22 protein-coding genes are annotated in these 25,049 nt (G+C 63.0%); 8 read left to right on the top strand and 14 right to left on the bottom strand.

What is annotated here, in order from left to right:
- Nucleotides 1-26: 26 nt before the first annotated feature.
- Complete coding sequence (locus ABD884_RS07550; RefSeq protein WP_345041926.1) at nt 27-203, bottom strand: hypothetical protein; 177 nt, start codon at nt 201-203, stop codon at nt 27-29.
- Here ABD884_RS07550 and ABD884_RS07545 point away from each other — a divergent pair.
- On the top strand, nt 202-621 hold the full coding sequence (locus ABD884_RS07545) for a hypothetical protein (RefSeq protein WP_345055327.1): 420 nt from the start codon (nt 202-204) through the stop codon (nt 619-621). The genes ABD884_RS07550 and ABD884_RS07545 overlap by 2 nt on opposite strands.
- Nucleotides 618-1,490 (top strand): hypothetical protein, encoded by an 873-nt coding sequence (locus tag ABD884_RS07540; protein WP_345041919.1) that lies wholly within the window; start codon nt 618-620, stop codon nt 1,488-1,490. The genes ABD884_RS07545 and ABD884_RS07540 overlap by 4 nt, the downstream gene beginning before the upstream one ends.
- A 596-nt stretch (nt 1,491-2,086) precedes the next feature.
- Here the strand turns inward: ABD884_RS07540 and ABD884_RS07535 are convergent.
- The 4 genes from ABD884_RS07535 to ABD884_RS07520 all read right to left on the bottom strand — a co-directional run bounded on the left by ABD884_RS07535 (nt 2,087) and on the right by ABD884_RS07520 (nt 6,521).
- On the bottom strand, nt 2,087-2,329 hold the full coding sequence (locus ABD884_RS07535) for a hypothetical protein (RefSeq protein WP_345041916.1): 243 nt from the start codon (nt 2,327-2,329) through the stop codon (nt 2,087-2,089).
- Between the two features lie 555 nt (nt 2,330-2,884).
- Nucleotides 2,885-3,796: a MaoC family dehydratase gene (locus ABD884_RS07530; RefSeq protein ID WP_345041913.1), complete on the bottom strand. Its 912-nt coding sequence runs from the start codon at nt 3,794-3,796 to the stop codon at nt 2,885-2,887.
- Nucleotides 3,793-5,145 carry a 3-oxoacyl-ACP reductase gene (locus tag ABD884_RS07525; RefSeq protein ID WP_345041902.1) on the bottom strand — a complete coding sequence of 451 codons (1,353 nt, stop codon included), beginning with the start codon at nt 5,143-5,145 and terminating at the stop codon, nt 3,793-3,795. The genes ABD884_RS07530 and ABD884_RS07525 overlap by 4 nt, the downstream gene beginning before the upstream one ends.
- A gap of 5 nt (nt 5,146-5,150) precedes the next feature.
- Nucleotides 5,151-6,521 (bottom strand): acetyl-CoA C-acetyltransferase, encoded by a 1,371-nt coding sequence (locus ABD884_RS07520; protein WP_345041893.1) that lies wholly within the window; start codon nt 6,519-6,521, stop codon nt 5,151-5,153.
- A gap of 68 nt (nt 6,522-6,589) precedes the next feature.
- On the opposite strand from ABD884_RS07520, the gene ABD884_RS07515 reads away from it, so the two are divergent.
- Both ABD884_RS07515 and ABD884_RS07510 read left to right on the top strand, forming a co-directional pair.
- Nucleotides 6,590-7,300, top strand: coding sequence for a TetR family transcriptional regulator (locus tag ABD884_RS07515; RefSeq protein ID WP_345054678.1), 711 nt, complete (start codon nt 6,590-6,592; stop codon nt 7,298-7,300).
- A 48-nt stretch (nt 7,301-7,348) separates the two neighbouring features.
- Nucleotides 7,349-9,454 (top strand): acyl-CoA dehydrogenase family protein, encoded by a 2,106-nt coding sequence (locus tag ABD884_RS07510; RefSeq protein WP_345041884.1) that lies wholly within the window; start codon nt 7,349-7,351, stop codon nt 9,452-9,454.
- Between the two features lie 72 nt (nt 9,455-9,526).
- On the opposite strand, the gene glgA is transcribed toward ABD884_RS07510, so the two are convergent.
- Nucleotides 9,527-10,726, bottom strand: a complete 1,200-nt coding sequence (gene glgA / locus ABD884_RS07505; protein WP_345041880.1) for a glycogen synthase — start codon at nt 10,724-10,726, stop codon at nt 9,527-9,529.
- A gap of 104 nt (nt 10,727-10,830) precedes the next feature.
- On the opposite strand from glgA, the gene glgC reads away from it, so the two are divergent.
- Together glgC and ABD884_RS07495 are read left to right on the top strand one after the other, a co-directional pair.
- The gene (glgC, locus tag ABD884_RS07500; RefSeq protein ID WP_345041867.1) at nt 10,831-12,213 is read left to right on the top strand and encodes a glucose-1-phosphate adenylyltransferase; all 1,383 of its coding nucleotides are present in this window, start codon (nt 10,831-10,833) and stop codon (nt 12,211-12,213) included.
- 108 nt (nt 12,214-12,321) lie between these two features.
- A complete protein-coding gene (locus tag ABD884_RS07495; RefSeq protein WP_345041858.1) occupies nt 12,322-13,773 on the top strand; it encodes an SDR family oxidoreductase in 1,452 nt (483 codons plus the stop codon).
- A gap of 24 nt (nt 13,774-13,797) precedes the next feature.
- Here ABD884_RS07495 and ABD884_RS07490 read toward each other — a convergent pair whose 3' ends face one another.
- The 3 genes from ABD884_RS07490 to ABD884_RS07480 all read right to left on the bottom strand — a co-directional run bounded on the left by ABD884_RS07490 (nt 13,798) and on the right by ABD884_RS07480 (nt 17,207).
- A complete protein-coding gene (locus ABD884_RS07490; protein WP_345041852.1) occupies nt 13,798-14,649 on the bottom strand; it encodes a transglutaminase family protein in 852 nt (283 codons plus the stop codon).
- Nucleotides 14,646-15,572: an alpha-E domain-containing protein gene (locus tag ABD884_RS07485; protein WP_028267307.1), complete on the bottom strand. Its 927-nt coding sequence runs from the start codon at nt 15,570-15,572 to the stop codon at nt 14,646-14,648. Before ABD884_RS07485 ends, ABD884_RS07490 begins: the two co-directional genes overlap by 4 nt.
- Before the next feature lie 78 nt (nt 15,573-15,650).
- Entirely contained in the window at nt 15,651-17,207 is a 1,557-nt protein-coding gene (locus tag ABD884_RS07480; protein WP_345041840.1) for a circularly permuted type 2 ATP-grasp protein, read from the bottom strand.
- Nucleotides 17,208-17,374: 167 nt separating this feature from the next.
- Between ABD884_RS07480 and ABD884_RS07475 the strand changes: the two genes are divergently transcribed.
- Both ABD884_RS07475 and pepN read left to right on the top strand, forming a co-directional pair.
- Entirely contained in the window at nt 17,375-18,364 is a 990-nt protein-coding gene (locus tag ABD884_RS07475; protein WP_345041833.1) for a YeiH family protein, read from the top strand.
- A 4-nt stretch (nt 18,365-18,368) separates the two neighbouring features.
- Complete coding sequence (gene pepN / locus ABD884_RS07470) at nt 18,369-20,993, top strand: aminopeptidase N (protein WP_345041828.1); 2,625 nt, start codon at nt 18,369-18,371, stop codon at nt 20,991-20,993.
- Here pepN and lplAB read toward each other — a convergent pair.
- The 5 genes from lplAB to ABD884_RS07445 all read right to left on the bottom strand — a co-directional run bounded on the left by lplAB (nt 20,976) and on the right by ABD884_RS07445 (nt 24,962).
- A complete protein-coding gene (gene lplAB / locus ABD884_RS07465) occupies nt 20,976-22,073 on the bottom strand; it encodes a lipoate-protein ligase LplAB (RefSeq protein WP_376953915.1) in 1,098 nt (365 codons plus the stop codon). The two genes, pepN and lplAB, sit on opposite strands and share 18 nt — an antisense overlap.
- A gap of 81 nt (nt 22,074-22,154) precedes the next feature.
- Nucleotides 22,155-22,412 carry a type B 50S ribosomal protein L31 gene (locus ABD884_RS07460; protein ID WP_028267311.1) on the bottom strand — a complete coding sequence of 86 codons (258 nt, stop codon included), beginning with the start codon at nt 22,410-22,412 and terminating at the stop codon, nt 22,155-22,157.
- A gap of 142 nt (nt 22,413-22,554) precedes the next feature.
- Nucleotides 22,555-23,364 (bottom strand): TrmH family RNA methyltransferase, encoded by an 810-nt coding sequence (locus ABD884_RS07455; RefSeq protein ID WP_345041793.1) that lies wholly within the window; start codon nt 23,362-23,364, stop codon nt 22,555-22,557.
- A gap of 7 nt (nt 23,365-23,371) precedes the next feature.
- Nucleotides 23,372-24,157, bottom strand: coding sequence for a sulfite exporter TauE/SafE family protein (locus ABD884_RS07450; protein WP_345041783.1), 786 nt, complete (start codon nt 24,155-24,157; stop codon nt 23,372-23,374).
- 19 nt (nt 24,158-24,176) lie between these two features.
- Entirely contained in the window at nt 24,177-24,962 is a 786-nt protein-coding gene (locus ABD884_RS07445; protein WP_345041779.1) for an ABC transporter ATP-binding protein, read from the bottom strand.
- Nucleotides 24,963-25,049: the final 87 nt, after the last annotated feature.

The raw sequence follows: 25,049 nt of genomic DNA, 5'->3' as shown, positions 1-25,049 counted from the left end.
GGGTATTTAGTGCACGGCCCTGACGCCTATGCGGGGCGCCTCACGCAGAACCTCCACAGGCCCGGGTGCCCCGCGGCACCACCTGAGGAGAACAGTTCCGCAGCAACGACAAGCTCCGCTTCGCCCTCCCTGAACAGGTCCAGAGAAGTGGTGATCGTGGCACGGTTGGCGGAAATATGCCCAGCCGCACACGTACCAGGCATGACGACAATTACGGCCCGCCAGCCCAAAGGCATTCCTGTAGGCGGTCAGTTCGCCGCCACCGCCCATGCCGAACCGGCAGCCGTCCTGACGACACAGCCCTCGTTCCAAGCACACTCCCATGCAGAACTCCTCAGCGACCGGCTGAACCCCTTGGTCGAAGCACGGGTCGCCCGGTCTGCGATCTACGACGCCCTAGTCCGTGGCGAATTCGGCGACGCAGGTGCCCAGGTCCGCGCTCTCCGCAACGATGACCGCCTCGTCCGCCTCGCGGTCGACCGCTACGTGGTGTCCGAGCACCAGGAACCCGGCTCCGCGGACCCTGAAGTGACAGGGCACCGCCTGGGCCGTCTCCTCATGGATCTGCAGGACGAAGACATTGAGGAAGCCGTCTACGCTCTCAAGGACGGCCGCGAATGACCGCCACAGCGCGCCAGCCCAAAGGAGTTCCGGTCGGCGGTCAGTTCGCCGCGACCACCCACGCCGCCCCTTCCATCCAGCTACAGATGCTGAAGCAGGCGGAAGAGACCTTCGCCTTCACCCCGGGTACCCGCGTCATGGCCGGCAACGAGTTCGGCACCATCGCGGAGCCCGGCAAAGACAAGAACGGCAACGTCACGGTCACCCTGGACGGCGGCGGCTCCCTGTACATGAAAGCCAGCAGGCTCGTACCCTGGGAGGCACATCTGGACACCGTCATGCCGGCTGTGGACTACGACCCCGACCCGGAGACGGACATGATCGACCAGACCCAGGCAGACCGGACTCTGCGAGGCAGCTTCGTCCGGATGCGCAACGCGCTCGAATCGGCAGGACGTACCGGCGACACCTACTATCACGGCATTGCCTTCGGTGAGGCCGAGGTCGCAGCCTCTCTGCGGGACGCGGACTCCGACCCGGAAATGATCGGGAATGTCCGCAACGAGCTGCTTAAGCTCGGCCTGCCAATCGGCGCCGACCATGAGGCGCTCTCCCCCGCTGCGATCAAGCAGCTGACCGCTGCTCCATTGACTGCGCTGCGGGCCCGCCGCTTGACCGGTTACTTCACGGTCCGGGCCGCCGAAATGCAGAAGCACAACGGATCCATTCCCCAGCGTGACTGGGGTACGGCCGAGTGGACGAAGCAGGGTGCCCTGCTCGCCTACTCCTTAGCTGCTGTCCGCTTCGCCGGCGGTCTTCCCCACAGCGAGGACAGCTACCCCGAGAAGCGTTTCACCCGGCTCCTGGCCGAAGGCGAAACGAACATCAACACGATCATCGGCGAGACGTTCGACGAGGGTGTCTGGTAGATCATCGCAGAGGCGCTGTGTGCCCACAGGAGGCCCTGGGAATTTCCTAGGGCCTTCTTTTGTCGGTCCTGGCCACAGGCGCCTCTCAGGCTCCTACAGCAAGCTTTCACCGCGAGTGCTGCAGAACCGCCTGTGCGTATCTGCAGAAGGGGCGGCTCACCTAATGCCGGACCGCACCACTGCAAGGATCGTTGCGGCCGCGGTAATCGTCGCAGCCAATTCGGTGGCTGACGTCGATACCAATCGAAAAACCCAATTTCGATTGACCGCTGCAGTCCGATGACCAGATGCGAAAAGCACAGGGTTCACTGCAGGGCCACGAAACGGTTCCGTCAGCACTTGGCCCGAGCTTTCACCCTTACTTGGATTCCTCACCCGCTGCCGACTCAATCCAAATAACGAGCACGCTACACGACGAACCGCTAGGCGAGGGCAACTGGAAAGGATCACCATCGCTAACGAGACCTGGACCACGCCAGGTTGGCAATGGCAGACACGCATCGGCCCCGATTAGAGCCTTCTGCCTCACGTGTGTTTTCGACCTTTTTGCAGAGGCACCTGGCTCCTGAGGGCTTCGAGGCGCCATTGGATGCGGTTTATGCAAGCCTCTTTTGACTCAACAGTTCGGCCAGTTCGGATGCCTTCTGCGCTGAAGTGGTCTTGCGCACGAGAGTAGCTGGCCTTTTCTCGCTGAGTTCGAGGATCTGCTCGTAATGGTGTTCCGTGAAGCGCACGGTGCGCTTATTCAGCCGCAGATGCGGCCACGTGTTCGTGTAGTACATCTCACGCACCATACGCAAGGAAACACCAAGTCGCTCCGCGAGCTGTTCTGGTGACATCAGTTCATTTCTGTGTTCCGTGGCCGTCATCGGGATGCCCCTCATCGTGTGATTCTAGGAATAAATCGCTCTTACCGATACCCCTATGCATCAACTTTGCCGACGGGTGTAAGTACGCGTTACAAGGAGTAGCTACACGGCCGGACATGTGAGATCTGGAGCACTCCCTCATCCATGCAATCCTGTGTGGATGGCGTGGTTGGCGTGGTTGGAACACGGGGGCCGGCACGTTGTTCATTGGAACAAGGAGTATCAAAAAGCCCGGAATCTAGGCATTGTTGTACCTGTCGACACGCCGCGAAGGGGGTTCAAGTCCCCCTCCGCGCACAATTGCAAGGCCCGAAATCAGAAGATTTCGGGCCTTCTTTGTTTAATATGAATTTGCGTTTCAACAATTCTGCCGCGTTCATCACATTTATTAAATTGCATTACCGGCAATTTCCCCACGAAGGCGAGCCGGGCTTCGTGGGGGACGACGGCGGCGGCCACCCACACGGGGTGGCCGCCGCCGTCGTCGTAGCTGTTCCTGTGAGCTGGAACCGCAGTCCCGGCGCCCTACAACGTCGCCACGGATCCGCTGAAGTGCCTCCTGCCGCTCCTCGGATTCCAGGCGACATAGTCAGAACGCTGCCAGGCACCCGACGAGGACTGCGCCGTGCTGATTTCCAGGGCCACCCGCGCCGGGAGGAACACCGGCGCTTCGAAGGTCACGTCCCAGCCGAACGCCTCGGACTTCACCGAGCCGACGTCAGCCAAAGCCCGGGAAGCAAGGTACATGCCGTGCGCAATCGACCGCGGCAAGCCCAGCGCCTTGGCAGAGAGAACGCTCAGGTGGATCGGATTGAAGTCTCCGGAGACGGCGGCATAAAGGCGCCCCGTATCGACGCCGAGCTGCCAGACGGCCGTGGGCAGCGGTGCCGTGAACTCCGTTGGCACGCCGGCCGTAGCCGCCTTATCGACCCCCGGCAAGAACACTCCTTTAGCCAAGTAGTTGGAGACGCCTCGCCAGAGCAGTTTCCCGTCGCCGCTTGACCGGACTTCGGCGACAACGTCCAGCTGGGTGCCCGCCCTGTGGCCGCGCATGTCCTCAGCCCAGCACTGGATGTCGAGCGCCTCGCTGAACTGCACCGGCCGAAACTGCTCTACGCGATTCTTCAAGTGGATCATCCCGAGCAGCGGAAGCGGGAAGTCATCCCGGTTCAGCACGCTCATGGCGACCGGGAAGGCGAGCGCGTGGATGAAGCCCGCCGGCAGCACGTCACTCGCTGTCTCACCGATCAAGTGTTGGTAGGCAGTGAGGTTTTCGACGTCCGCCCGGATCCCGCGGACCTCGTGGCTCCCTTGGGGCAGCATATTGGCAGCATGGGACCCGAGCACCCTTCTCCGTGCCGCCATGGCCGCCGCATTCACGTACAGTTTCGGCAGGGACGGCAGCTCGCCCAGGATGAGCGGTGGTTCCGGACTCATGCACCCACCAGGCTCTGTCCGCAGACCCTGAGGACTTCACCCGAGATTCCCGCGGCAGCATCCGATGCCAGGAACGCAATGGCTTCCGCGACATCCCCAGGCCGGCCGCCTTGTTGGAGCGAATTCAGCCTGCGCGCCACCTCACGGGTAGCGAAGGGCATCCGTGAGGTCATGTCGGTTTCGATGAAACCGGGCGCGACCGCGTTGATCGATCCCCCGCGTTCTGCCAGCAAAGGCGCCGTTGCCCTGACCATGCCGATGACTCCGCCTTTGGAAGCGGCGTAATTGCTCTGCCCCCGATTTCCGGCAATGCCGCTCGTGGAAGCCACCGAAACGATCCGCGGGGACTTGCCAAACAGATCCGCGCCCAGAAGTGTTTCGTTGATTCGCAACTGCGAGGCGATGTTTACGCCTATGACGGCGTTCCACCGGCCCTCGTCCATGTTGGCCAGCAGCTTGTCCCGGGTGATGCCGGCATTGTGGATGACAATATCGAGGCCCCCATGGCGTTCCATGGCGTGGTCGATGATGCGCTTCCCGGCGTTCTCGGCCGTGATGTCCAGCTGCAGGGCGGTGCCATGGACCTCGTTGGCGACGGAAGCCAGTTGGTCTCCCGCGGCGGGAATGTCCACCACCACAAGCGTGGCGCCGTCCCTATGCAAAGTCCTGGCTATCGCCGCCCCGATGCCACGGGCAGCCCCGGTGACTACAGCAACTTTCCCTGCCAAAGGTTTGTCGGCGTCGGCGGGAAGCTGACCCGCATTGTTCGTGACGGTCAAAAACTGTCCATCGACAAAGGCTGACCGCCCGGACAGGAAGAAGCGCAACGCGCCGAGTGTGCTGGGGCTGGTGGTCTGCACGCCGTCCGCAAGGAGGATGCCGTTCGCCGTGGCACCCGTCCTCAGTTCCCTTGCCACCGAACGCAGCAGTCCGTCGACGCCCTGACGGGCCGCGGCAACGGCCGGGCTGCCCGCCGACGCGGAGGTACGGGAAATCGTGACGACCCTTGCGCCCGGGGCAAGGTCGCGGAGTGAGGGAGCCGCAGTCAGAACGGGTCCTGCAAGCTCATCGGGGTGCTCGACGGCGTCAAGTACCAGAATGATCGCTCCGAGCTTTTCCTTAGGCAGGGCCGCACGCCGAACGTCGAGGCCCCAGCCCACGAGTGCCGCAGCCAATTCCTCTGTGCCGGCGGTGTCGCCGTTTCCGCTCCCCAGCAAGAGGATCGGCCCGGGAACCAGGGGGTCTCCCGCTTTGTACCGGCGGAGCACAGCGGGTCGGGGCAGCCCGAGTCTCTTGGCCAGGTCCTTGCCGAGCCCGTGACTAACGAACTGGGTGTACTTGTCCGTCATGCCGGCTACCGCCCTTCCGGAGCGGAGTAGGCCTCGAGGATCGCCACAACGCCTTGTCCCCCGGCTGCGCAAATGGAAATGAGTCCGCGGGCGGGGCGGCCGTCCACCGGGCCGTTCTCGTGGAGAATTTTCGCCAGGGACGCGACGATCCGTCCACCGGTGGCAGCAAAGGGATGGCCGGCGGCGAGGGATGAACCGTTGACGTTGAGCTTGGCTCGGTCGATCTTGCCGAGAGCGCCCTCCAATCCCAGACGGGTACGGCCGAATTCCTCGTCTTCCCACGCGGCGAGCGTGCTCAGAACCGTGCCGGCAAAGGCTTCGTGGATTTCGAAGAAGTCGATGTCCTCGAAGGACAGCCTGTTGCGGGCGAGGAGGCGTGGCACGGCGAAGACAGGGGCCATGAGGAGTCCGTCCTTGCCGTGGACGAAATCGACAGCGGCCGCTTCGCCGTCGACGACGACGGCCAGTTTGGGCAGGCCCCGGGCGCCGGCCCATTCCGCCGTGCCGAGGAGCACCGTGGAGGCGCCATCCGTGAGCGGAGTGGAGTTACCGGCCGTCATGGTGGCGTCCGCCCCCAGACTCTTGCCGAAGACGGGTTTGAGGGTGGCCAGCTTCTCCATGGACGTATCGGGCCGGAGGTTCGAATCGCGGCTCAGCCCGCGGTACGGAGTCACCAAGTCATCAAAGAAGCCACGTTCGTAGGCTGCGGCGAGGTTGTGGTGGCTGCTGAAGGCAAGCTCATCCTGGGCCTCTCGGCTGATTTTCCAGTGGGCCGTGGTGAGCGCCTGGTGTTCACCCATGGACAGGCCGGTCCGTGGTTCGCCGGTGTTCGGGGCATCCGGAGCGAGGTCCTTGGGACGCAGTCGCGAAAGGACTTTGAGCCGCTCAGGCAGCGATTTGGCGCGATTGAGGTCAAGCAGGATTTCTCGGAGGCCCTCGCTCACGGCAATGGGGGCATCCGATGCAGAGTCGACACCCCCAGCGATAGCCGAGTCGATCTGGCCGAGCTTGATCTTATTGGCGAGGCCTAGGACGGTCTCGAGCCCGGTGGCACATGCCTGCTGGAGATCGTAGGCGGGAGTCTCCGCGGAAAGGGCCGATCCAAGCACGGCTTCGCGGGTCAGGTTGAAGTCGCGGGAGTGTTTCAAGACAGCACCGGCTGCCACTTCACCGATCCGCTCCTCCTGGAGCCCGAAACGTGCGATCAGCCCGTCCAGCGCCGCCGTCAGCATGTCCTGGTTGGACGACTTGGTGTAGGCGCCGCCGGTGCGGGCGAAGGGGATCCGGTTGCCGCCAATCACCACGGCTTTGCGGAATGCACCCTGTCCGTCGGGGGTTTCCTGTGGTGCGTTCGCGGAATGTGCTGCTTCAGGCATGCGTTTCTCCTTTTGATCACATCTGGTTACTGATACCCAGCGTACCTGATACGCTGGGTATCGTGAACATCCCGAGCCTATCGCTTTCCGCCGACCACGACGCCGGGACGCCGCCCCCCGCAGGCGGCGAGGCTCCCGCCGTCGACGGCCGTGCCGCCCGCTGGCAGAGCCACCGCGAAGAACGCCGCCGCGAGCTCATCAAAGCCGCCCGCAAGGCTGTCCACACATTGGGCAGCGACGCCTCGATGGAAGACATCGCCGCCGCCGCTAGCACCTCCAAGTCTGTGTACTACCGGTATTTCGGGGACAAAGCAGGCCTGCAACAGGCCATGGGTGAAGTAGTGCTCGGACAAATGCAACGGCGGATGAAGGAAGCAGCCGAAAGCGCGCAGACTCCGCGTGAGGGATTGTTCGCCATGGTCTCGGCTTACCTCCAAATGGCCGAATCCAGCCCCAACGTCTACGCGTTCATCACCCGGCTCTCCCCGGGAGAACCTTCGGCGCAGGACGCCATCGCCGCATCCGGCGCTTTGGGCCACTTCTTCGAATCAATCAGCGCCATGATCGCCCAACCCATGCGGGAACACCTCGGGGCTGAAAAAGAAGCCCTGATCGATTACTGGCCCGCTGCCGCTATCGGGCTCGTCCGCAATGCCGGCGAAAAATGGCTCTCCAGCCCTCCCTCCCCCGCGAGACCCGAACAGCAAACCATGGCGGCCCGGATCACGGACTGGCTGTGTGTGGGAATCGCCCCGGAACTCAAGACCAACTCCCGCTGAATATCAGCAATGACACATCAGTTGTTCGGAACCAAAGAAGGAATCACCATGACTGAAGTAGTGGACCGCGCCTCCTCCAGCCGGGAAGCTGCCGCAACGGCCGCCGCGCCCGTTGTTGACGTAACGGCACTTGGCGAATTGCTGCTGGGCAAGTGGGCCCACATCAGGCGCACCGCGCGCGACCTCGCCGGCCGCCCCGAGGTACACAAGATCGAAGGCCTGACGCATAGCGAACATCGCAAGCGTGTGTTCGGGCAGCTCAAGTACCTCGTCGAAAACAACGCTGTGCACCGGGCTTTCCCCGCAAGCCTAGGGGGCTCGGATGACCACGGCGGCAACATCGCAGGCTTCGAGGAACTCGTCACCGCCGATCCTTCACTCCAAATCAAAGCCGGCGTCCAGTGGGGGCTCTTCGGTTCGGCCGTCATGCACCTCGGCACGGAAGAACACCAGGACCGGTGGCTGCCCGGAATCATGAACCTCGAGATCCCCGGTTGCTTTGCCATGACCGAAACCGGCCATGGTTCCGATGTCGCCAGCATCGCCACCACGGCAAGCTATGACGAGGCCACCCAGGAGTTCGTCATCAACACGCCGTTCCGTGCCGCATGGAAGGACTACATCGGCAACGCAGCTGTGGATGGCCTCGCCGCCGTCGTGTTCGCCCAATTGGTGACCCGCAACGTCAACCACGGCGTGCACGCGTTCTATGTCCAGCTGAGAGACCCGGACACGAAAGAGTTCATGCCCGGCATCGGCGGCGAGGACGACGGCCTCAAAGGTGGCCTCAACGGCATCGACAATGGCCGCCTGCACTTCAGCGATGTCCGGGTACCACGCACACACCTGCTCAACCGCTACGGCAATGTCTCCCCCGAAGGCGAGTACACCTCCCCGATTGCCAGCCCGGGACGGCGCTTCTTTACGATGCTCGGCACCTTGGTGCAGGGGCGTGTCTCCCTCGACGGCGCTGCAGTGGCCGCCAGCAAGGTAGCCCTGACCACAGCCATCCGTTACGCCACCGAACGGCGGCAGTTCAACGCGGCCTCCCCCGCCGACGAAGAAGTCCTGCTGGACTACCAGCGGCATCAACGTCGGCTGTTCACCCGGCTGGCCACCACCTTTGCAACGAGCTTCGCACACGAGCAGCTGCTCGAGAAGTTCGACGACGTCTTCTCCGGCCGGCACGACACCGATGCCGACCGCCAAGACCTCGAGACCCTTGCAGCGGCCCTCAAGCCCATGAGCACCTGGCATGCCCTCGACACGCTCCAGGAGTGCCGCGAGGCATGTGGCGGCGCAGGGTTCCTCAGTGAAAACCGCTTTGCCTCGCTGCGCGCGGACCTGGATGTATACGCCACCTTCGAGGGCGACAACACAGTGCTTCTCCAGCTCGTCGCAAAACGGCTGCTGGCAGATTATGCCAAGGAGTTCCGCAACGTGGACTTTGGCGTGTTGGCCCGCTTCGTGGTTGCCCAAGCGACTGATGTGGCCTTCCACCGCACCGGGCTAAGGCAAGTGGCGCAGTTCGTGGCAGACACAGGATCCGTCCAGAAGGCAGCGCTGGCCCTACGCGATGAAGAAGGCCAACGCACGCTGCTGACCGATCGGGTCCAATCCATGGTCGCGGAGATCGGTTCGGCACTCAAGGGCGCGAACAAGCTTCCCCAGCACCAGGCCGCGGCATTGTTCAACCAACATCAGGACGAGCTGATAGATGCCGCCCAGGCACACGCCGAACTCCTGCAATGGGAAGCGTTCACCGAAGCCCTCGGCAAGGTCACGGATCCGGGCACCCGTCAGGTCCTGACATGGCTTCGCGATCTCTTTGGCCTCTCGCTCATCGAAAAGCACCTGTCCTGGTACCTCATGAACGGTCGCCTCTCCATGCAACGCGGGCGCACCGTGGGTGCCTACATCAACAGGCTGCTCCTCAAGATCCGTCCTCACGCACTCGACCTGGTCGATTCCTTCGGCTACGGCCCTGAACACCTGCGGGCGGCCATTGCGTTCGGAGCCGAGAAAGAGCGCCAGGACGAAGCCCGCAGCTATTTCCAGGCACAGCGGGCGAGCGGCAAGGCGCCCTCGGATGAGAAGACCTTGCTCGCTTCGAAGGGGAAGAAGTATTCGCCGTCGTCGTTTCGCCCCAAGTGACTCGCAGTTGTTGTCGTTCTCGGGGCTCAGAACGACAACAAATGCGAGCTAGTTGGGCTCGTGGGTTAGACGCTAGGGGGCGAGGACCGAGCGGTAGACCTCAAGGGTCGTTTCCGTGATCGATTCCCAGGAGAAGTGCTGCTCCGCCCGAACCCGGCCCGCAGCGCCCATGACCTTGGCCCGCGCGGGATCGGACACAACCTCGTTGAGTGCGGCAGCAAAGTGTGCGACGAACTTCTCGGGATCCAACGGCGTTCCAGTACCATCCGTGACCTGCTCCAGCTCCACGAGCAAGCCTGTTTCACCGGGCTGGACCACTTCGGGGATACCTCCCGTGGCACTCGCCACCACGGCTGCACCACACGCCATGGCCTCGAGGTTGACGATGCCGAGGGGCTCGTAGATCGACGGGCAAGCGAAGGCGGTCGCATGGCTGAGGACCTGGATGAGCTCGTGGCGGGGAAGCATGCGCTCGATTAGCAGCACACCCTCGCGCTTGCCCTGAAGTTCCTCGATCAGCCGGGCTGTCTCCGCGGCGAGTTCCGGGGTATCCGCTGCCCCGAGGCAGAGGACAAGCTGAACGTCTTCCGGCAAGCTTGCGGCCGCTTTCAGAAGATAGGGCACGCCCTTCTGTCGCGTATTGCGCCCCACGAACACCACGCTGGGCTTGTCCGGGTCCATACCCAGGGCGCGAATTGCGTCCTCGCCGTTGTCCGGCTGCCACATGTCGACGTCGATGCCGTTGTGGACCACACGGACCTTGGCCGGGTCCACGTTCGGATAGCTGCGCAGGATGTCCTGCCGCATGCCCTCCGAGACGGCGATGATGGCTGCCGCTGCCTCGTACGCAGTCTTTTCAACCCACGAAGACAGAGCGTAGCCACCGCCCAACTGCTCCGCTTTCCACGGCCTCAGTGGCTCCAGGCTATGGGCGCTGAGGACATGGGGGATGCCATGCAGCAGCGACGCCAGGTGGCCCGCCATGTTGGCATACCAAGTATGGGAGTGGACCAAGTCCGCTCCGGCGATGTCCGGCACGATACGCAAATCCACCCCGAGCGTTTGAAGGGCGGCATTGGCCTCGCTCAGATCTTCCGGTGTGGAATACGACGTCACCGTTGCTCCATGGAATTCCGCATCACGGGGCGCCCCAAAGGCGCGCACCTGCAGATCCACGTGCTTCGCCAAGACGCGGCTGAGCTCGGCAACATGCACACCGGCCCCGCCATAGATTTCGGGTGGAAACTCTTTAGTCACAATGTCTACGCGCACGCTACCTAACGTAGTCCTTCCCGAGTATGTGTTCTAGTGTGAAAGGGTCCGGCAACCCGGGCTTTTTACGGGGGCTACAAAGACGTACAGGGAGAGCAAACACCATGGCGTTGAAGAAAGTATTGTCAATTGTGTTGGCTGGCGGCGAGGGAAACCGCCTCATGCCATTGACGGCAGACAGGGCGAAACCTGCGGTGCCATTTGCGGGAGGCTATCGACTGATCGATTTCGCTCTCTCTAATCTGGTCAATTCCGGGTACCTGCAGATCGTCGTATTGACCCAGTACAAGTCGCACAGTCTTGACCGCCACATTTCCGAGACCTGGCGAATGTCCACCCAGCTGGGCAGATACGTCGCTTCCGTTCCCGCGCAGCAGCGCGTTGGCAAGAGCTGGTTCCTAGGTAGCGCTAACGCAATCTATCAGTCCCTGAACCTGATTCACGACGCCGATCCCGACATCGTGGTGGTAGTCGGAGCCGACCACGTCTACCGCATGGACTTCCAGCAGATGGTCCAGCAGCACGTAGCCAGCGGGGCCAAGGCCACGGTCGCAGCAGTCCGCCAGCCCCTCAACATGGCCAACCAGTTCGGTGTGATCGAGGTAGACAAGAACGATCCCCAGAAGATCTCGGCATTCGTAGAAAAGCCCGCTGAAACGGAAGGCCTTGCAGCCGACCCCACCCAGTTCCTTGCCTCCATGGGCAACTACGTTTTTGATGCCGACGCCCTGGTGGAAGCCCTTCGCATCGATGCGGAGCGTCTGGATACCAAACACGACATGGGCGGAGACATCATCCCCTACTTCGTGTCCCAAGGAGAGGCCGGCGTCTACGACTTCACCCTCAACGACATTCCCGGATCCACCGAACGGGACCGCACCTACTGGCGCGATGTAGGTACCATCGATTCGTTCTATGACGCACACATGGACTTGATTTCGCCCGTCCCCGTCTTCAACCTGTACAACTCGGAATGGCCCATCTACACACGGCAGAGCATTTCACCGCCCGCCAAATTCGTCCGCGGCGACAACAACACGGTCGGCACGGCCTTGGATTCCATCGTGGCCAGCGGCTCGGTGATCTCCGGAGGAATCGTTGAAGGGTCCGTCCTCTCCAACGACGTCTACGTGGGAACGGCCAGCAGGATCCAGGACTCGGTGCTGATGGACAAGGTACGCGTCGGTGGCGGCGCCGTGGTAAAGCGCGCCATCATCGACAAGAACGTGAAGATCCCAGCCGGGGCAACCATCGGTTTGGACGCTGATCTCGACCGTGCACGCGGCTTCAAGGTCACCGAATCCGGAATCACGGTACTCGCCAAGGACCAGGTGGTACCGGAGCCGGACGCTTCAGAGCTTGCCTTGGCGGCCGAATACCGGCGCTCCGTACCGGAAGCAATCAAAGCTGCCACGGAGAAATTCCCCGACATCCGGGATTCCGCAGAGCAGGTCACCAAGATCCAGGCTTCCTCGGTTGAGGTCTAGCGAGGAACCCGGGAGTTAGAACAGCCCCCGGCCTTCTCGGCGACAGCAGGCGTCCAGCCTCCGTCGCCGAGGAGGCTTTGTTCTGCCCGACACTGTAAAATTGAGCCAATGAGCCCCGCCGATTTGACGCCTGAAGAGATCCAGGCCTGCCTCAAGGTCTTGAACACGATCCACGCCTACGACGAGGAGCACCCTGACTACGTCGCCGTCCGCCGTGCCACGGGAAAGATGTTCAAGGCTGTCAAGCGCCATCGCCGGGTCACCAAACGGGACGAGATCGCCGAAGCGGACCGCGCTGTCCTCTCGCTGACCGCCACCGCGGCGCCAGACAGGATCGACGACGAGACCCGCGGCAACAAGCTAGCTACGTCGGCCACAGGCGAGATCGCCGGCCACCTCATCCGCTCCAGGCCCTGCTACATCTGCAAGCAGCATTACACGCAGGTAGACGCCTTCTACCATCAGTTGTGTCCGGAATGCGCGGCGTTCAGCCATAGTAAGCGTGATGCCCGCACGGACCTCAGCGGACGACGCGCCCTGCTCACGGGCGGACGAGCCAAGATCGGCATGTACATCGCCCTCCGACTTCTCCGCGACGGCGCACACACCACTATCACAACGCGTTTCCCCAAGGACGCCGCACGCCGCTTTGCCGCCATGGAGGACAGCGCGGACTGGCTGCACCGGCTCAGGATTGTGGGCATCGACCTCCGCGACCCGTCACAGGTCATGGCCCTTACCGACGCCCTCAACGAAGCCGGCCCCGTCGACATCATCATCAACAACGCCGCGCAAACGGTCCGGCGCTCCGGGAATGCGTACAAGCCCCTCGTCGATGCCGAGGACGAACCGCTTCCGGAGGCACTGCAGGCATCCAATGGCGGCCCGGAGCTGGTCACGTTCGGCCACGCGCACGACAAACATCCCCTCGCGATCACCCAGAGCGTCACCGAACATCCTGTGCTCGCCGGGGACGCGATTACCTCACTCGCGTTGTCCACCGGGTCGGCGTCATTGGATCGAATCGCCATGGGGACCGCGATCGACGCCGGTGGCTTGGTTCCTGACCTCGCGACCATCAACAGCTGGACGCAAGTAGTAGACGAGGTCGATCCCTTGGAATTGCTTGAGGTTCAACTCTGCAATGTCACGGCACCTTTCCTCTTGGTCAGCCGTCTCCGCGGGGCGATGAAGCGCTCCACGGCGCATCGGAAGTACATCGTGAACGTCTCGGCCATGGAAGGGCAGTTCTCCCGCGCTTACAAGGGCCCCGGGCACCCGCATACCAACATGGCGAAGGCTGCGTTGAACATGATGACGCGAACCAGCGCGCAAGAGATGCTGGACACTGACCGGATCCTGATGACCGCCGTCGACACCGGCTGGATCACCGACGAACGCCCGCATTACACCAAAGTCCGGCTCATGGAGGAAGGCTTCCACGCACCGCTCGACTTGGTGGATGGCGCGGCCCGCGTCTACGACCCCATAGTAATGGGCGAAAACGGTGAAGATCAGTACGGTGTCTTCCTGAAGGACTACAAGCCCTCCCCCTGGTAATCCAGGTGGAGGGCCCCGGGCCCGTTAGGTCAGTCGGGTGATCTCGACCGTCACCGAAAGGCCCGAGCCGCCGCCTCCGGACAGGATGCCCTTCAAGGGAGGAACATCCCGGTAGTCCCGACCGCGGGCCACGGTGACGTGGAGATCGCCCGCGGGCTTGTGGTTGGTGGGGTCCCAGCTACGCCATTCTCCGTCCCACCATTCCAGCCAAGCATGGGACTGGCCAGCGACCGTCTCGCCGATCTCCGCCGCCGGACGCGGATGGATATAACCGGACACGTACCGTGCAGGAATGCCGCAGCTGCGAAGCGAGCCGATGGCCAGATGCGCCAGGTCCTGGCAGACTCCTTGACGCTGGTTCCAAGCCTCCTCGGCGTTGGTGGTCACGCCCGTGGTGCCCTTCACGTAACTCATTTCGCCGTGCATCCATTCGAAGATCGCCATGGCTGTCTCATGCGGGTTCTTGCCGACGACGACTGTGGGAATGATGCCAAGGACTTCCTCGCCGGGCCCGCTGAGCTGCGATTGCGGCAGCCAGTCACTGAACTGGTCCCGGATCTCGTCCGAAGCCAGCACATCCCAGCTAACGATCTCTTCGTCCAAGGCCACCCGTTCCACCCGGTGGACCTCGACGGTGGTGGTGGCCACGACTTCGAGGCGCTCGTGCGGCATCTGCATGTCGAAGCCGGTCACCCGGGTGCCCCAATAGTCGCGGTAGGTGCTCACTGCAGCTTGCGACGGCGTAATCTTCAAGGAGGATTCAAGCACCACTTGCTGCGGATCAGTCAAAGGCGTCATGCGTGCCTCGTTGTACGACAAGGTCACTCGGCGGTTGTATTTGTAGGCCGTCTTGTGGACGATGCTCAGCCGGGTCATGAAACTTCTCCCACCCAGGCCAGTTCATCCGCCTGATTGAAGTACTTACGTGAAATCGCGTCGGAGGCCTGAGTGACCGCTTTCTGCACCCGGTCCATATGCTCGGGCAGCTCGGACATGAGGTCGTCCGTGCGGTGGAACTCAAGGAAAGTGCGGGCCTGGCCGACGATCCGACGGGCGTCATTAATGAAGCCCACCCGCTGGGCGGAGGGATCCAGCTTGGCGAGGCACTCATCGGCGTCGCGCAAGGCAAAAACGATGGAGCGTGGGAACAAGCGGTCCAGCAAAAGGAATTCGGCGGCGTGTTGGTCTCCGAAGGCCGCCCGGCGGGTCCGCAGGAAGGACTCGTAAGCGCCAGCACAGCGCAGCATGTTCACCCAGGACATCCCGGCGGACAGGACATCCCGGGTGGACAGCATGCGCGCAGTCATGTCGGCGCGTTCGAGCGAGCGGCCGAGGACCAGGAAGAGCCAGCTTTCGTCGTGGCTCACCGTGGTGTCCGCGAGGCCCCTGACCATGGCGGTGCGTTCCAGCACCCAGTTGCAGAAACGGTACGTTCCCACCACATCCTTACGGTGCTGGTTCAGCCCGTAGTACGTGGTGTTGAGGCTTTCCCACAGCGAAGAGGACACCGTCTCGCGTGCCCGACGCGCATTCTCCCGCGCAGCGCTCAGCGAACCGGCAATGGACGTTGCACTCGTCTTGTCGTAAGCGAGAGCATGGAGCAGCTCGGGCAGGCCGAATTCTTCGCTCTGGGGACGGGCGCCCATGACGGCGAGGAGTTCCCTGGCCACACTCCGCTGCTCCTCGAGCGGAAGGTGGTTCAGGCGTTCGAGATGGACGTCCAGGATCCTGGCCGTCCCGTCGGCCCGCTCAACATAGCGGCCGATCCAGAAAAGGGATTCAGCAATACGGCTCAGCATGGGGCTGTGCCTCCTTCGGGTCCTGCGTTGCGACGATGAATGTAACCTGATCCTGCTCCGGCAGCATGGCGTGACGGATCACTGCTGTTGGTCCGATTGCCGGTCCCGCCAGTTGCTTTCGACTGGCCAGACCGAGACCTGTTCGCGGACCGTGATGGAGGATCGCGGCATCTCCGCGGCGGGCACTTGCGGGGAATCCGAAAGCACCCAGGTGTCTTTGGAGCCACCGCCCTGGGATGAATTCACGATCAGCGAGCCTTCCTTCAGGGCCACACGGGTCAGGCCACCGGGCAGCACCCAGACGTCGTCGCCGTCGTTGACCGCAAATGGACGCAAGTCCACATGCCGGGGACCGAACCGGTCCCCGGCATGCGTAGGCACGGTGGAGAGCTGCAACACCGGTTGGGCGATCCATCCCCGGGGATCCGCCAACACCCGCTTCCGCAAAGCATCCAGCTCCTCGCGTGAAGCATCGGGACCGATCACCAGGCCCTTGCCGCCGGAACCATCCACCGGCTTGACCACGAGTTCCTCAAGGCGGTCCAGGACTTGCTCGCGGGCTTCTTTCTCTTCCAGCCGGAACGTCTCCACATTGGCGATGACCGGCTCTTCATGCAGGTAATAGCGAATCAGATCGGGAACATAGGAATAGACCAGCTTGTCATCGGCCACCCCGTTGCCGACCGCGTTCGCGATCGTCACCCCGCCGGCCCGGGCTGCGTTCACCAGTCCCGGACATCCGAGCATGGAATCCGAGCGGAACTGCAACGGATCCAGAAATTCGTCGTCAATGCGCTTGTAAATCACATCCACGCGCTGTTCACCGGCCGTGGTCCGCATGTACACCCGGTTTCCACGGCAGATAAGGTCCCTGCCTTCCACCAGTTCCACGCCCATCAAACCCGCCAGCAGCGTGTGTTCGAAGTACGCACTGTTGAAGACCCCGGGCGTCAACACCACGACTGTCGGGTCATCGACCCCTGACGGCGCCGTCTTCCGGAGGGCCGACAGCAAGCGGCGCGGGTATTCCTCCACGGGCCGGATGGGTTGCTGCCCGAATGCCTCCGGCAGACCCTTCGCCATCGCCCGCCGGTTCTCCAGCACATACGACACTCCCGAAGGGACCCTCACGTTGTCCTCCAGCACCCGGAACGTGCCTGCCGCATCACGGACCACGTCGATGCCGGACACGTGCACGCGCACGCCACCGGCCGGCTCGAATCCATGGACCGCCCGGTGGAAGTGCGCACTTGTGGTCACCAAGGCACGGGGCACCACACCGTCCGCGACCACCGCCATCCGCCCGTAGACATCGTCCAGGAATGCTTCAAGCGCGCGCACACGCTGCGCTACCCCACGCTCCAGAACATCCCACTCATCAGCCGGAATCACCCGCGGCACGATATCCAAAGGGAAGGGTCGCTCCTCCCCCGCATAATCGAAGGTCACGCCGCGGTCCAGGAAGGTCCGCGCCATCGACTCGGCCCGAGCACTCACATCGGCAAGCGAAAGCTCACGAAGCGCGCCGTCTACCTGGCCGTAGGATTTTCGGGCAATCGCGCCCGGGGTGAACATTTCGTCGTAGGCGCCGGAACGGGCGGCGGCCTCGGAGTAATCCCGGAATAGCTCTGACATGGGATTCAGACAATCACCTTTTCGATTACGAACGCATTTCGCGTCCTGCATTTTGCGACTCCAGGTTCGATCCCGGTTCGCGTTTCACCTCGTGCATGCTTCAAGGTTGACGAATGCACCCCAAGCGTTTTCCGGCACCCGTCTCCCGAGTGGGAGCAGGGATTGTCATGTCAGTGGCAGCCACCGGGCTTGCCTTCATTGTCCACACCCTGGTTTCCCCCATCCCTGCCATGACGGCGGCTGTAGCGCTGGGTTTGCTAGCTGCAAATATACCGGGCACGGCGGCATGGGCCGCCGGGCGCGCCCGCCCGGGCCTGGACTTCGCCGGCAAGCACCACATGCGGGCAGGGATCGTCCTGTTGGGCTTGAAGGTCAGTGTTGTGGACGTCCTTGACCTTGGCTGGTTCGCGCTCGCGCTGATTGCCGCCGTCGTACTCCTCAGTTTCGCCGGCACGTATGGGCTCGCCCGCTTGGTAAAGCTTCCGCGCGATGGTGCCTTGCTGATCGCCACCGGCTTTTCCATCTGCGGAGCATCAGCGATTGGAGCCATGGCTGCGGTGCGTCGCATCAAACACCAGGACACGGTTTTGCCCGTTGCCTTGGTCACCCTGTGCGGCACGCTCGCCATCGGCGTCCTGCCATTGCTCATGTACCCCTTGGGGCTGACCCCGGAACGGTTCGGCGCATGGACCGGCGCCTCAGTCCACGACGTGGGTCAAGTGGTTGCCACCGCACAGACTGCCGGTCCGGCGGCCTTGGCACTCGCCGTCGTCGTGAAACTGACGCGCGTGATCCTCTTGGCCCCCATCGTTGCCGTAGCTGGCCTCACGCAACGATGGTCGATGCGGCGGAAGTCGCGCAACGGCATCGAGGCGAACGACGACGACGGCAAGTTCCCACCGATCGTTCCCCTTTTCGTCCTTGGATTCATCGCCATGGTAGCTGCCCGTTCACTGGGTTGGCTCAGCCCGGGCGTCCTGGAGGCCGCGGGAGGAATCCAGGACATACTGCTCGCCTCCGCCTTGTTCGGGCTGGGTTCGGCGGTCCGCATCCGCACGTTGTTGCACACCGGGGGCCGCGCAGTGCTGGTTGCCCTGGGCTCCTGGCTCCTCATCGCGTTGCTGGGCCTGGGCGCCGCAGGGCTCATGATTAGATAGTGGAGTGTCGAATCACAATCTGGCGCGCGCTGAGGCCGCCACCCGTTCAGCCCTGATCAGCACCCACAGCTACGATGTCTCACTCGACGTCCGCGAAGCAGCGGACCCCGAGGTGCCCGGGTACACAAGCCGCAGCGTCATCAACTTCTCCGCCGAGCCCGGCGCGTCCACGTTCTTGGACTTCATCCACGGCGGAGTGCACAGCGTCTTCCTCAACGGGAAGGGACTTGACGTCGCTGCGGTGGTGGACGGCGACAGGATCCGCCTCGAAAACCTTCAGCCCGAAAACCAAGTCACCGTCACCGGTACGGCCCTTTACAGCCGGTCCGGGGAGGGACTGCACCGCTTCGTCGATCCGGCCGACGGACAGTGCTACCTCTACACACAATATGAACCGGCGGATGCCCGCCGCGTCTTCGCGAATTTCGAGCAACCGGACCTGAAGGCCGAATTCACCTTCCATGTCATGGCGCCATCCGGGTGGCAGGTGGCTTCGAACGGCGCCGAAGCCGCCCGAACGCAACTGACCACCGATCCTGCCACGAGCCGCTGGGACTTCGCCACCACCAAGCGGATGTCCACCTACATCACCACCGTCCTGGCCGGCCCCTATTTTCGCGCCACGGATCACTGGAGCAAGACGCTCGACGACGGGACCAGCCTCGAGGTTCCGCTGGCGCTTTTCTGCCGCGCGTCGATGCATGAGTCCTTCGACGCGGCCGAACTTTTCCGCTTGACGAAGAAGGGCTTGGACTTCTTCAACGAGCTCTTCGACTATCCCTATCCCTGGGGCAAGTACGATCAGGCGTTCGTGCCCGAATACAACCTTGGTGCCATGGAAAATCCCGGACTGGTCACTTTCACCGAGAAGTACGTCTTCACGTCCCGGGCCACGGATGCGCAATACCAGGCCCGCGCCAATACCCTCATGCACGAGATGGCCCACATGTGGTTCGGTGACCTCGTGACGATGACCTGGTGGGATGATCTCTGGCTCAAGGAATCCTTCGCCGACTACATGGGCACCCTAGGCGTGGACAAAGCCACGGACTGGGACAGCGCCTGGGTGAATTTCGCGAACAAACGCAAGTCCTGGGCCTATGTGCAGGACCAGTTGCCCACGACGCACCCCATCGTTGCGGATATCCCCGATCTGGAAGCTGCCAAGCAGAACTTCGACGGCATTACCTATGCCAAGGGCGCATCCGTCCTCAAGCAATTGGTGGCCTACGTCGGGTTCGAGGCGTTCATTGCCGGCTCGCGACGGTACTTCCGGGATCATGAATACGGCAACACCTCGCTGGCCGACCTCCTCGAAGCCTTGCGCACCGCATCGGGCCGGGACCTTGGAACGTGGGCCCGGCAGTGGCTGCAGACCTCGGGGATCTCCACCATTGCGGCGGAGATCTCCGGGAGCGGCGATGCCATGGAGTCCGTTACCCTGCGCCAGGCTTCCGTAGACCCGGCCACAGGCAGGCAGGAACACCGCCCGCATAGGCTCAGGATCGGTCTCTACAATTTTGACGACGGCGGCAGCTTGCTCCGCACCGAGAGCGTCGAGATCGACGTTGAAGGGGCCGAGACCAGAGTGGACGCACTGGCAGGTAAACCGCGCCCGGCCCTGCTCCTCGTCAACGACGACGACCTCAGCTACGCCAAGGTCCGGCTGGATGAGGGGTCCGAGGCAACGGTCCGTTCCTCCTTGGACCGCCTCAGCGACCCCATGGCCCGGGCGTTGTGCTGGACAGCCCTGTGGGATTCAGCGCGCGACGCCGTTACCCCGGCGGCGCTGTACGTCGCCGCCGTCGAACGCTTCGCCCCTGCCGAATCAGGGATCGGCGTGCTGCTGAACGTTTTGGGGAACGCAGTGACCGCCGTCGAGCGTTACATCCCGGCTCCGCAGCGTGACGAGGTCCGGGAGAGACTGATGGCGAGCAGCGCGATGCAGCTGCGCACCTCCGGGCCGGGTTCAGACCAGCAACTTGCTTGGGCGAGGACCCTCGCCGAGTTGTCGCGCCATGATAGTGCCTACGTTGAGTTCCTCCGCGGTATCCTCTCGGGAAGCATCACAGTGGATGGACTGACGGTGGACGCGGATCTTCGGTGGAGCCTGTGGCAAGCGCTGGCAGCCAATGGGGCGGCGGGGCTCGCGGAACTGGATGCCGAACTTTCCCGGGACCACACCGCTGCCGGACGCGAAGGCCATGCGCTGGCCGCTGCCGCCCGTCCCGAGGCGGCAGTCAAAGCAGCCGCATGGGATGCCGCAATCAACAACACCACGCTCTCGAACGAGATCCTGAGCGCGACGATCGCCGGCTTCTCCCTTGCCCCGTCAGGCCTGTTGGACGGTTTTACCGAGCAATATTTCGATTGTCTGGAAAGTGTCTGGCAGTCCCGGAGCATCGAGATCGCGAGCCGGATTGTGCGCGGACTGTTCCCCTCGGCCCAGGACCTCTCCGGGGGAATGGCTCCGGCGGACCATCCGGTGCTTCGGCGTACGGACGATTGGCTTGCCACTCACCCGGCCGCCCCGCGCGCGCTCCGGCGCATCATCATTGAACAGCGGAGCCATATGTTCCGCGCGTTGACGGCACAAGCCACGGGACGAGTCCTAGGGAACCCGGTGTAGCCATTCCGCGGTACCGAATTTTGACTGCACCCGCTCCCGGGCTGTTGCCAATTCGGCATCGGTGATGCGGGACTCCATGGCGCCGTACCGCTCGGTGAAAACTTCCTGCATGGCTTTGATGATCTCCGTCCGCGCGAGACCGGTTTGCCGTCGCAGTGGATCCACGCGCTTCTTGGCACTGCGGGTGCCTTTGTCGGAAAGTTTCTCCTTGCCGATGCGCAACACGTCGACCATCTTGTCGGCATCGATGTCGTAGCTCATGGTGACGTGGTGCAGCATCCCGCCATTCGCGAGTCGTTTCTGCGCGGCACCGCCGATCTTGCCCTGTTCGGTGGCGATGTCATTGAGGGGGACGTAGAACGCAGTGATGCCCAGCTGTTCCAGTGCTGCCATGACCCACACGTCCAGGAAGGCATAGGAATCGGCAAAGCTGATGCCATCGACCAGGCTCTGTGGCACATACAGCGAATAGGTGATGCAGTTGCCCGCTTCCATGAACATCGCTCCCCCGCCGCTGATGCGGCGGACCACCGTGATGCTGTGGCGCGCGACGCCGTCGGGATCCACCTCGTTGCGGAAGGACTGGAAGCTGCCGATCACCACTGAGGGCTCCTCCCAGTCCCAGAAGCGCAAGGTGGGGTTGCGGAGCCCGGCCCCGACCTGAGCTGTGAGGACCTCGTCCAACGCGACGTTGAGGTGCGTGGGAAGGACCGACGGCGGGATGACCTCCCACTGGTGGTCCGCCCACCCGCTGGCCTTGGACAGCGCCCTGCGGACAGCAACGGCGACCGCGTCGGCGGAAAAGCCGAACAGGACTGTGTCGGCAGGCAATGCCTCGGTAACGGCAGCGGAGATCTCTGCCGGCGTCGAACTTTCCGGAAGGCCCGTGAGCGCCCGGTTGATCTCCAGCAGGGCCTCGTCCGGCTCCAGGAAGAAGTCGCCGCTGAGCGAAACGTTCGCGAACCGCCCGTCCAAGACGTCGAGGTCAACAACCACAAGTTTTCCGCCGGGGACCTTGTATTCGCCATGGAGCAGGGGGCCGTCATGTTGGAATGGCATGGTGGAAGTCATGGTTTCCATCCTGCCGGAAAACGCAAAAGCCCGCAGCCGCCGAAGATACGACGGGTGCGGGCTTTCACAGAAGCTTGGAGGTGAAGTTGATTACTTCTTGCCGCCGAAGCCCTTGAAGCGAGCGTTGAAGCGCTCGACGCGGCCTGCAGAGTCCATGATGCGCTGCTTGCCCGTGTAGAACGGGTGGGACTCCGAGGAGATTTCGACGTCGATAACCGGGTAGGTGTTTCCGTCTTCCCACTCGATGGTCTTCTTGGAAGACACGGTGGACTTGGTCAGGAACTTGACGCCGGAAGCCAAGTCGTTGAAAACAACAGCTTCGTACTTCGGGTGGATATCAGACTTCATAATGGGACCTTTTGTTCACGCAGCTGGATTTTGCCAGTTGCCAGGTATGAATGGATTCGGTCCGCACACTGATAACAGATACCCAGTGCCGGGCCAACAATCAATCATAGCGGAAACTGCACCCTTGCTTGAACCAGCCTCTTCAGTTGCGCGGGCGCAGTTCCCAGAAGGCCACCGCGGACGCGGCCGCGACATTGAGCGAATCGACGCCGGCGCGCATGGGAATCTTCACTGCGAGGTCGACGACGGCGAGCGTCTCCGGGCTCATGCCCGCGCCTTCGGTGCCGAGCACGAGGGCGAGTTTGCCGGGGTTACTTGCGGCAAGGACGTCGAGGTCCACGGCGTCGTCGGTCAGCTCCATGGCGGCCACGGTGAAGCCCTGATCTTTGAGCCGTTCGAGGTCATCCGGCCAGGACTCAAGCCGAGCCCATGGAACCTGGAAAACGGTGCCCATGCTCACCCGGACGCTGCGGCGATACAGGGGATCCCCGCAGCGCGGCGAGACCAACACGGCGTCCACGCCAAGCGCAGCCGCGGAACGGAAGATGGCACCGACGTTCGTGTGGTCGACGACGTCCTCCAAGACAGCCACGCGGTGTGCCCCGGCGAGGAGCTCCTCGAGAGGCACCGGTACAGGTCGATGCATGGCGGCCATGGCACCGCGGTGTAGATGGAATCCCGTGATTTCCTCGAGCAGGGAAGCCTTGCCGATGTAGACCGGCACGTCAGGGAACTGCTGGAAGACGTCGTCGAGGTCTTCCAACCACTTCTCCGCAAGGAAGAAGGAACGGGGCTTGTGCCCGGCTGCGAGGGCCCGCCGCAGGACTCGGGACGATTCGGCAATGTACATACCTTCCTCCGGCTCGCGAAGCTTGCGAAGGTGGACATCCGTGAGTTGGGTGTAGTCGGCAACCCGCGGGTCGTCAGCGGTTTCAAGGTAGTGGAAGGTCACCGGATTCCTATTTCAGCAGGTTGGCGATCATGAAGCCGAGGGCCACGATGCCGAGGGCGAAGATCACGATGCGTAGCGCGAGGGGCTTCAGGCGCCGCCCCACTTTGGAGCCGATGAGCCCACCGATCAATGAGCTGGCCGCGATGATTGCCACGACTGGCCACTCGATCCGGCCGAAGGCGAACAAGAGGTAGGAGCACGCTGCCACGACGTTGACGGCCAACACCAGAATGTTCTTCATCGCGTTGGCGTTCTGGATGGTGCCCGTCATGAAAACACCCAGGATGCCGACCAGCAGGATGCCTTGGGCAGCGACGAAATAGCCGCCATAGACCCCGGCGAGGTACACCAGTACTACGAGCATCACGGTGTGCCGCTTGTCGTGGATGGCGTGTTCCGGGTTGCCTGCCCGGTCCTGGACCCACCGTTGCAGTTTGGGCTGGAAGAGGACCATGAGCAGCGCGAGGACAATCAGGATGGGAGCCGCGTAGTAGAAGACCTTCTCCGGCAGGTGCAGCAGCAGCCAGGCACCCGTGATGCCGCCGAGAAGGGACGCGGGCAAGAGCCGAAGCAGTTGGCGGCCCCTGCCCCGGAGCTCATGCCTGTAGCCCCAGGCTCCGGTGACGTTGCCCGCCACGAGGCCCATGGCGTTGCTGATGGTCGCAGTGACGGGTGCGTAGCCCAAAGCGATGAGGACCGGGAACGTAACCAGCGTGCCCGAGCCGACCACGCTATTGATGGTTCCGGCCCACAAGCCCGCGAAAAAGATCAGGATGCCGCTAAGGATCTCCACAGTTTCTTGGTGCCCGGGCCTAGCGGCGGGCGGTGGCCGTGTAGCGGCCGGAGTTCTCGCTCACGTCCAAGGGCAGCCCGAAGGTGTCGCTGAGGTGTTCCGCCGTCAAGACCTCTTCGATGGGTCCCGCGGCGACCACTCCGCCGTCGCGCAGCAACATGGCGTGGGTGAAGCCCGGCGGCACTTCTTCCAAGTGGTGGGTGACGAGAACCATGGCAGGTGCGTCCTCGTCGCGGGCGAGTTCGCCAAGTTTGTGGACGAGCTCCTCGCGTCCGCCCAGGTCCAGGCCCGCGGCTGGCTCGTCGAGCAGGAGCAGTTCGGGATCGGTCATGAGGGCACGGGCGATTTGTACGCGCTTGCGCTCGCCCTCGGAAAGCGATGCGAAGGAACGGTTCAGCAGCGGCCCCATGCCCCACTCGTTGAGAAGGCCGAAGGCTCGTCGCTCATCGTCGCGCTCGTACCCCTCGCGCCAGCGGCCGGTCACACCGTAGGCGGCGGTGACCACGACGTTCAGCACGTTTTCGTGTTCGGGGATCTGCGTGGCCAAGGCCGCGGAGGAGAGGCCGATGCGCGGGCGGAGCTCAAACACATCGACCCGGCCGAGCGTCTCGTCAAGGATTCCGGCTTTTCCGCTGGTGGGATGCATCCGGGCGGCAGCGATCTGGAGAAGAGTGGTCTTGCCGGCACCGTTGGGGCCGAGGATGACCCAGCGTTCGCCTTCGTTGACTTGCCAGTCGATCTTATCCAGCAGGATCTTGCTACCTCGGACAACGCTGACGGAAGCCAATTCAAGAACATCACTCATAGGAGTAGACACTAGGACAAAAAGAGGGGCGATAGATAACCGAAACTTCGCTCACACGGTTTGTGCGGCGCCTTGAATGAAACAGGA

It is taken from the genome of Arthrobacter methylotrophus, from assembly GCF_039539965.1.
Lineage (GTDB): Bacteria > Actinomycetota > Actinomycetes > Actinomycetales > Micrococcaceae > Arthrobacter > Arthrobacter methylotrophus.
The sequence above is the reverse complement of the archived record's forward strand: the minus strand, read 5'-3'. Positions and strand labels throughout refer to the sequence as shown.

Excerpts from the sequence above, each read along its gene's own strand:
- ABD884_RS07550 (WP_345041926.1), bottom strand. The coding sequence starts at position 203 with ATGCCTGGTACGTGTGCGGCTGGGCATATTTCCGCCAACCGTGCCACG.
- ABD884_RS07475 (WP_345041833.1), top strand. The coding sequence starts at position 17,375 with ATGTCAGTGGCAGCCACCGGGCTTGCCTTCATTGTCCACACCCTGGTT.
- ABD884_RS07445 (WP_345041779.1), bottom strand. The coding sequence starts at position 24,962 with ATGAGTGATGTTCTTGAATTGGCTTCCGTCAGCGTTGTCCGAGGTAGC.
- ABD884_RS07510 (WP_345041884.1), top strand. The coding sequence starts at position 7,349 with ATGACTGAAGTAGTGGACCGCGCCTCCTCCAGCCGGGAAGCTGCCGCA.
- ABD884_RS07545 (WP_345055327.1), top strand. The coding sequence starts at position 202 with ATGACGACAATTACGGCCCGCCAGCCCAAAGGCATTCCTGTAGGCGGT.
- ABD884_RS07540 (WP_345041919.1), top strand. The coding sequence starts at position 618 with ATGACCGCCACAGCGCGCCAGCCCAAAGGAGTTCCGGTCGGCGGTCAG.
- ABD884_RS07535 (WP_345041916.1), bottom strand. The coding sequence starts at position 2,329 with ATGTCACCAGAACAGCTCGCGGAGCGACTTGGTGTTTCCTTGCGTATG.
- glgC (WP_345041867.1), top strand. The coding sequence starts at position 10,831 with ATGGCGTTGAAGAAAGTATTGTCAATTGTGTTGGCTGGCGGCGAGGGA.
- ABD884_RS07530 (WP_345041913.1), bottom strand. The coding sequence starts at position 3,796 with ATGAGTCCGGAACCACCGCTCATCCTGGGCGAGCTGCCGTCCCTGCCG.
- ABD884_RS07495 (WP_345041858.1), top strand. The coding sequence starts at position 12,322 with ATGAGCCCCGCCGATTTGACGCCTGAAGAGATCCAGGCCTGCCTCAAG.
- ABD884_RS07520 (WP_345041893.1), bottom strand. The coding sequence starts at position 6,521 with ATGCCTGAAGCAGCACATTCCGCGAACGCACCACAGGAAACCCCCGAC.
- ABD884_RS07460 (WP_028267311.1), bottom strand. The coding sequence starts at position 22,412 with ATGAAGTCTGATATCCACCCGAAGTACGAAGCTGTTGTTTTCAACGAC.
- lplAB (WP_376953915.1), bottom strand. The coding sequence starts at position 22,073 with ATGGAAACCATGACTTCCACCATGCCATTCCAACATGACGGCCCCCTG.
- ABD884_RS07525 (WP_345041902.1), bottom strand. The coding sequence starts at position 5,145 with ATGACGGACAAGTACACCCAGTTCGTTAGTCACGGGCTCGGCAAGGAC.
- ABD884_RS07490 (WP_345041852.1), bottom strand. The coding sequence starts at position 14,649 with ATGACCCGGCTGAGCATCGTCCACAAGACGGCCTACAAATACAACCGC.
- ABD884_RS07480 (WP_345041840.1), bottom strand. The coding sequence starts at position 17,207 with ATGTCAGAGCTATTCCGGGATTACTCCGAGGCCGCCGCCCGTTCCGGC.
- ABD884_RS07485 (WP_028267307.1), bottom strand. The coding sequence starts at position 15,572 with ATGCTGAGCCGTATTGCTGAATCCCTTTTCTGGATCGGCCGCTATGTT.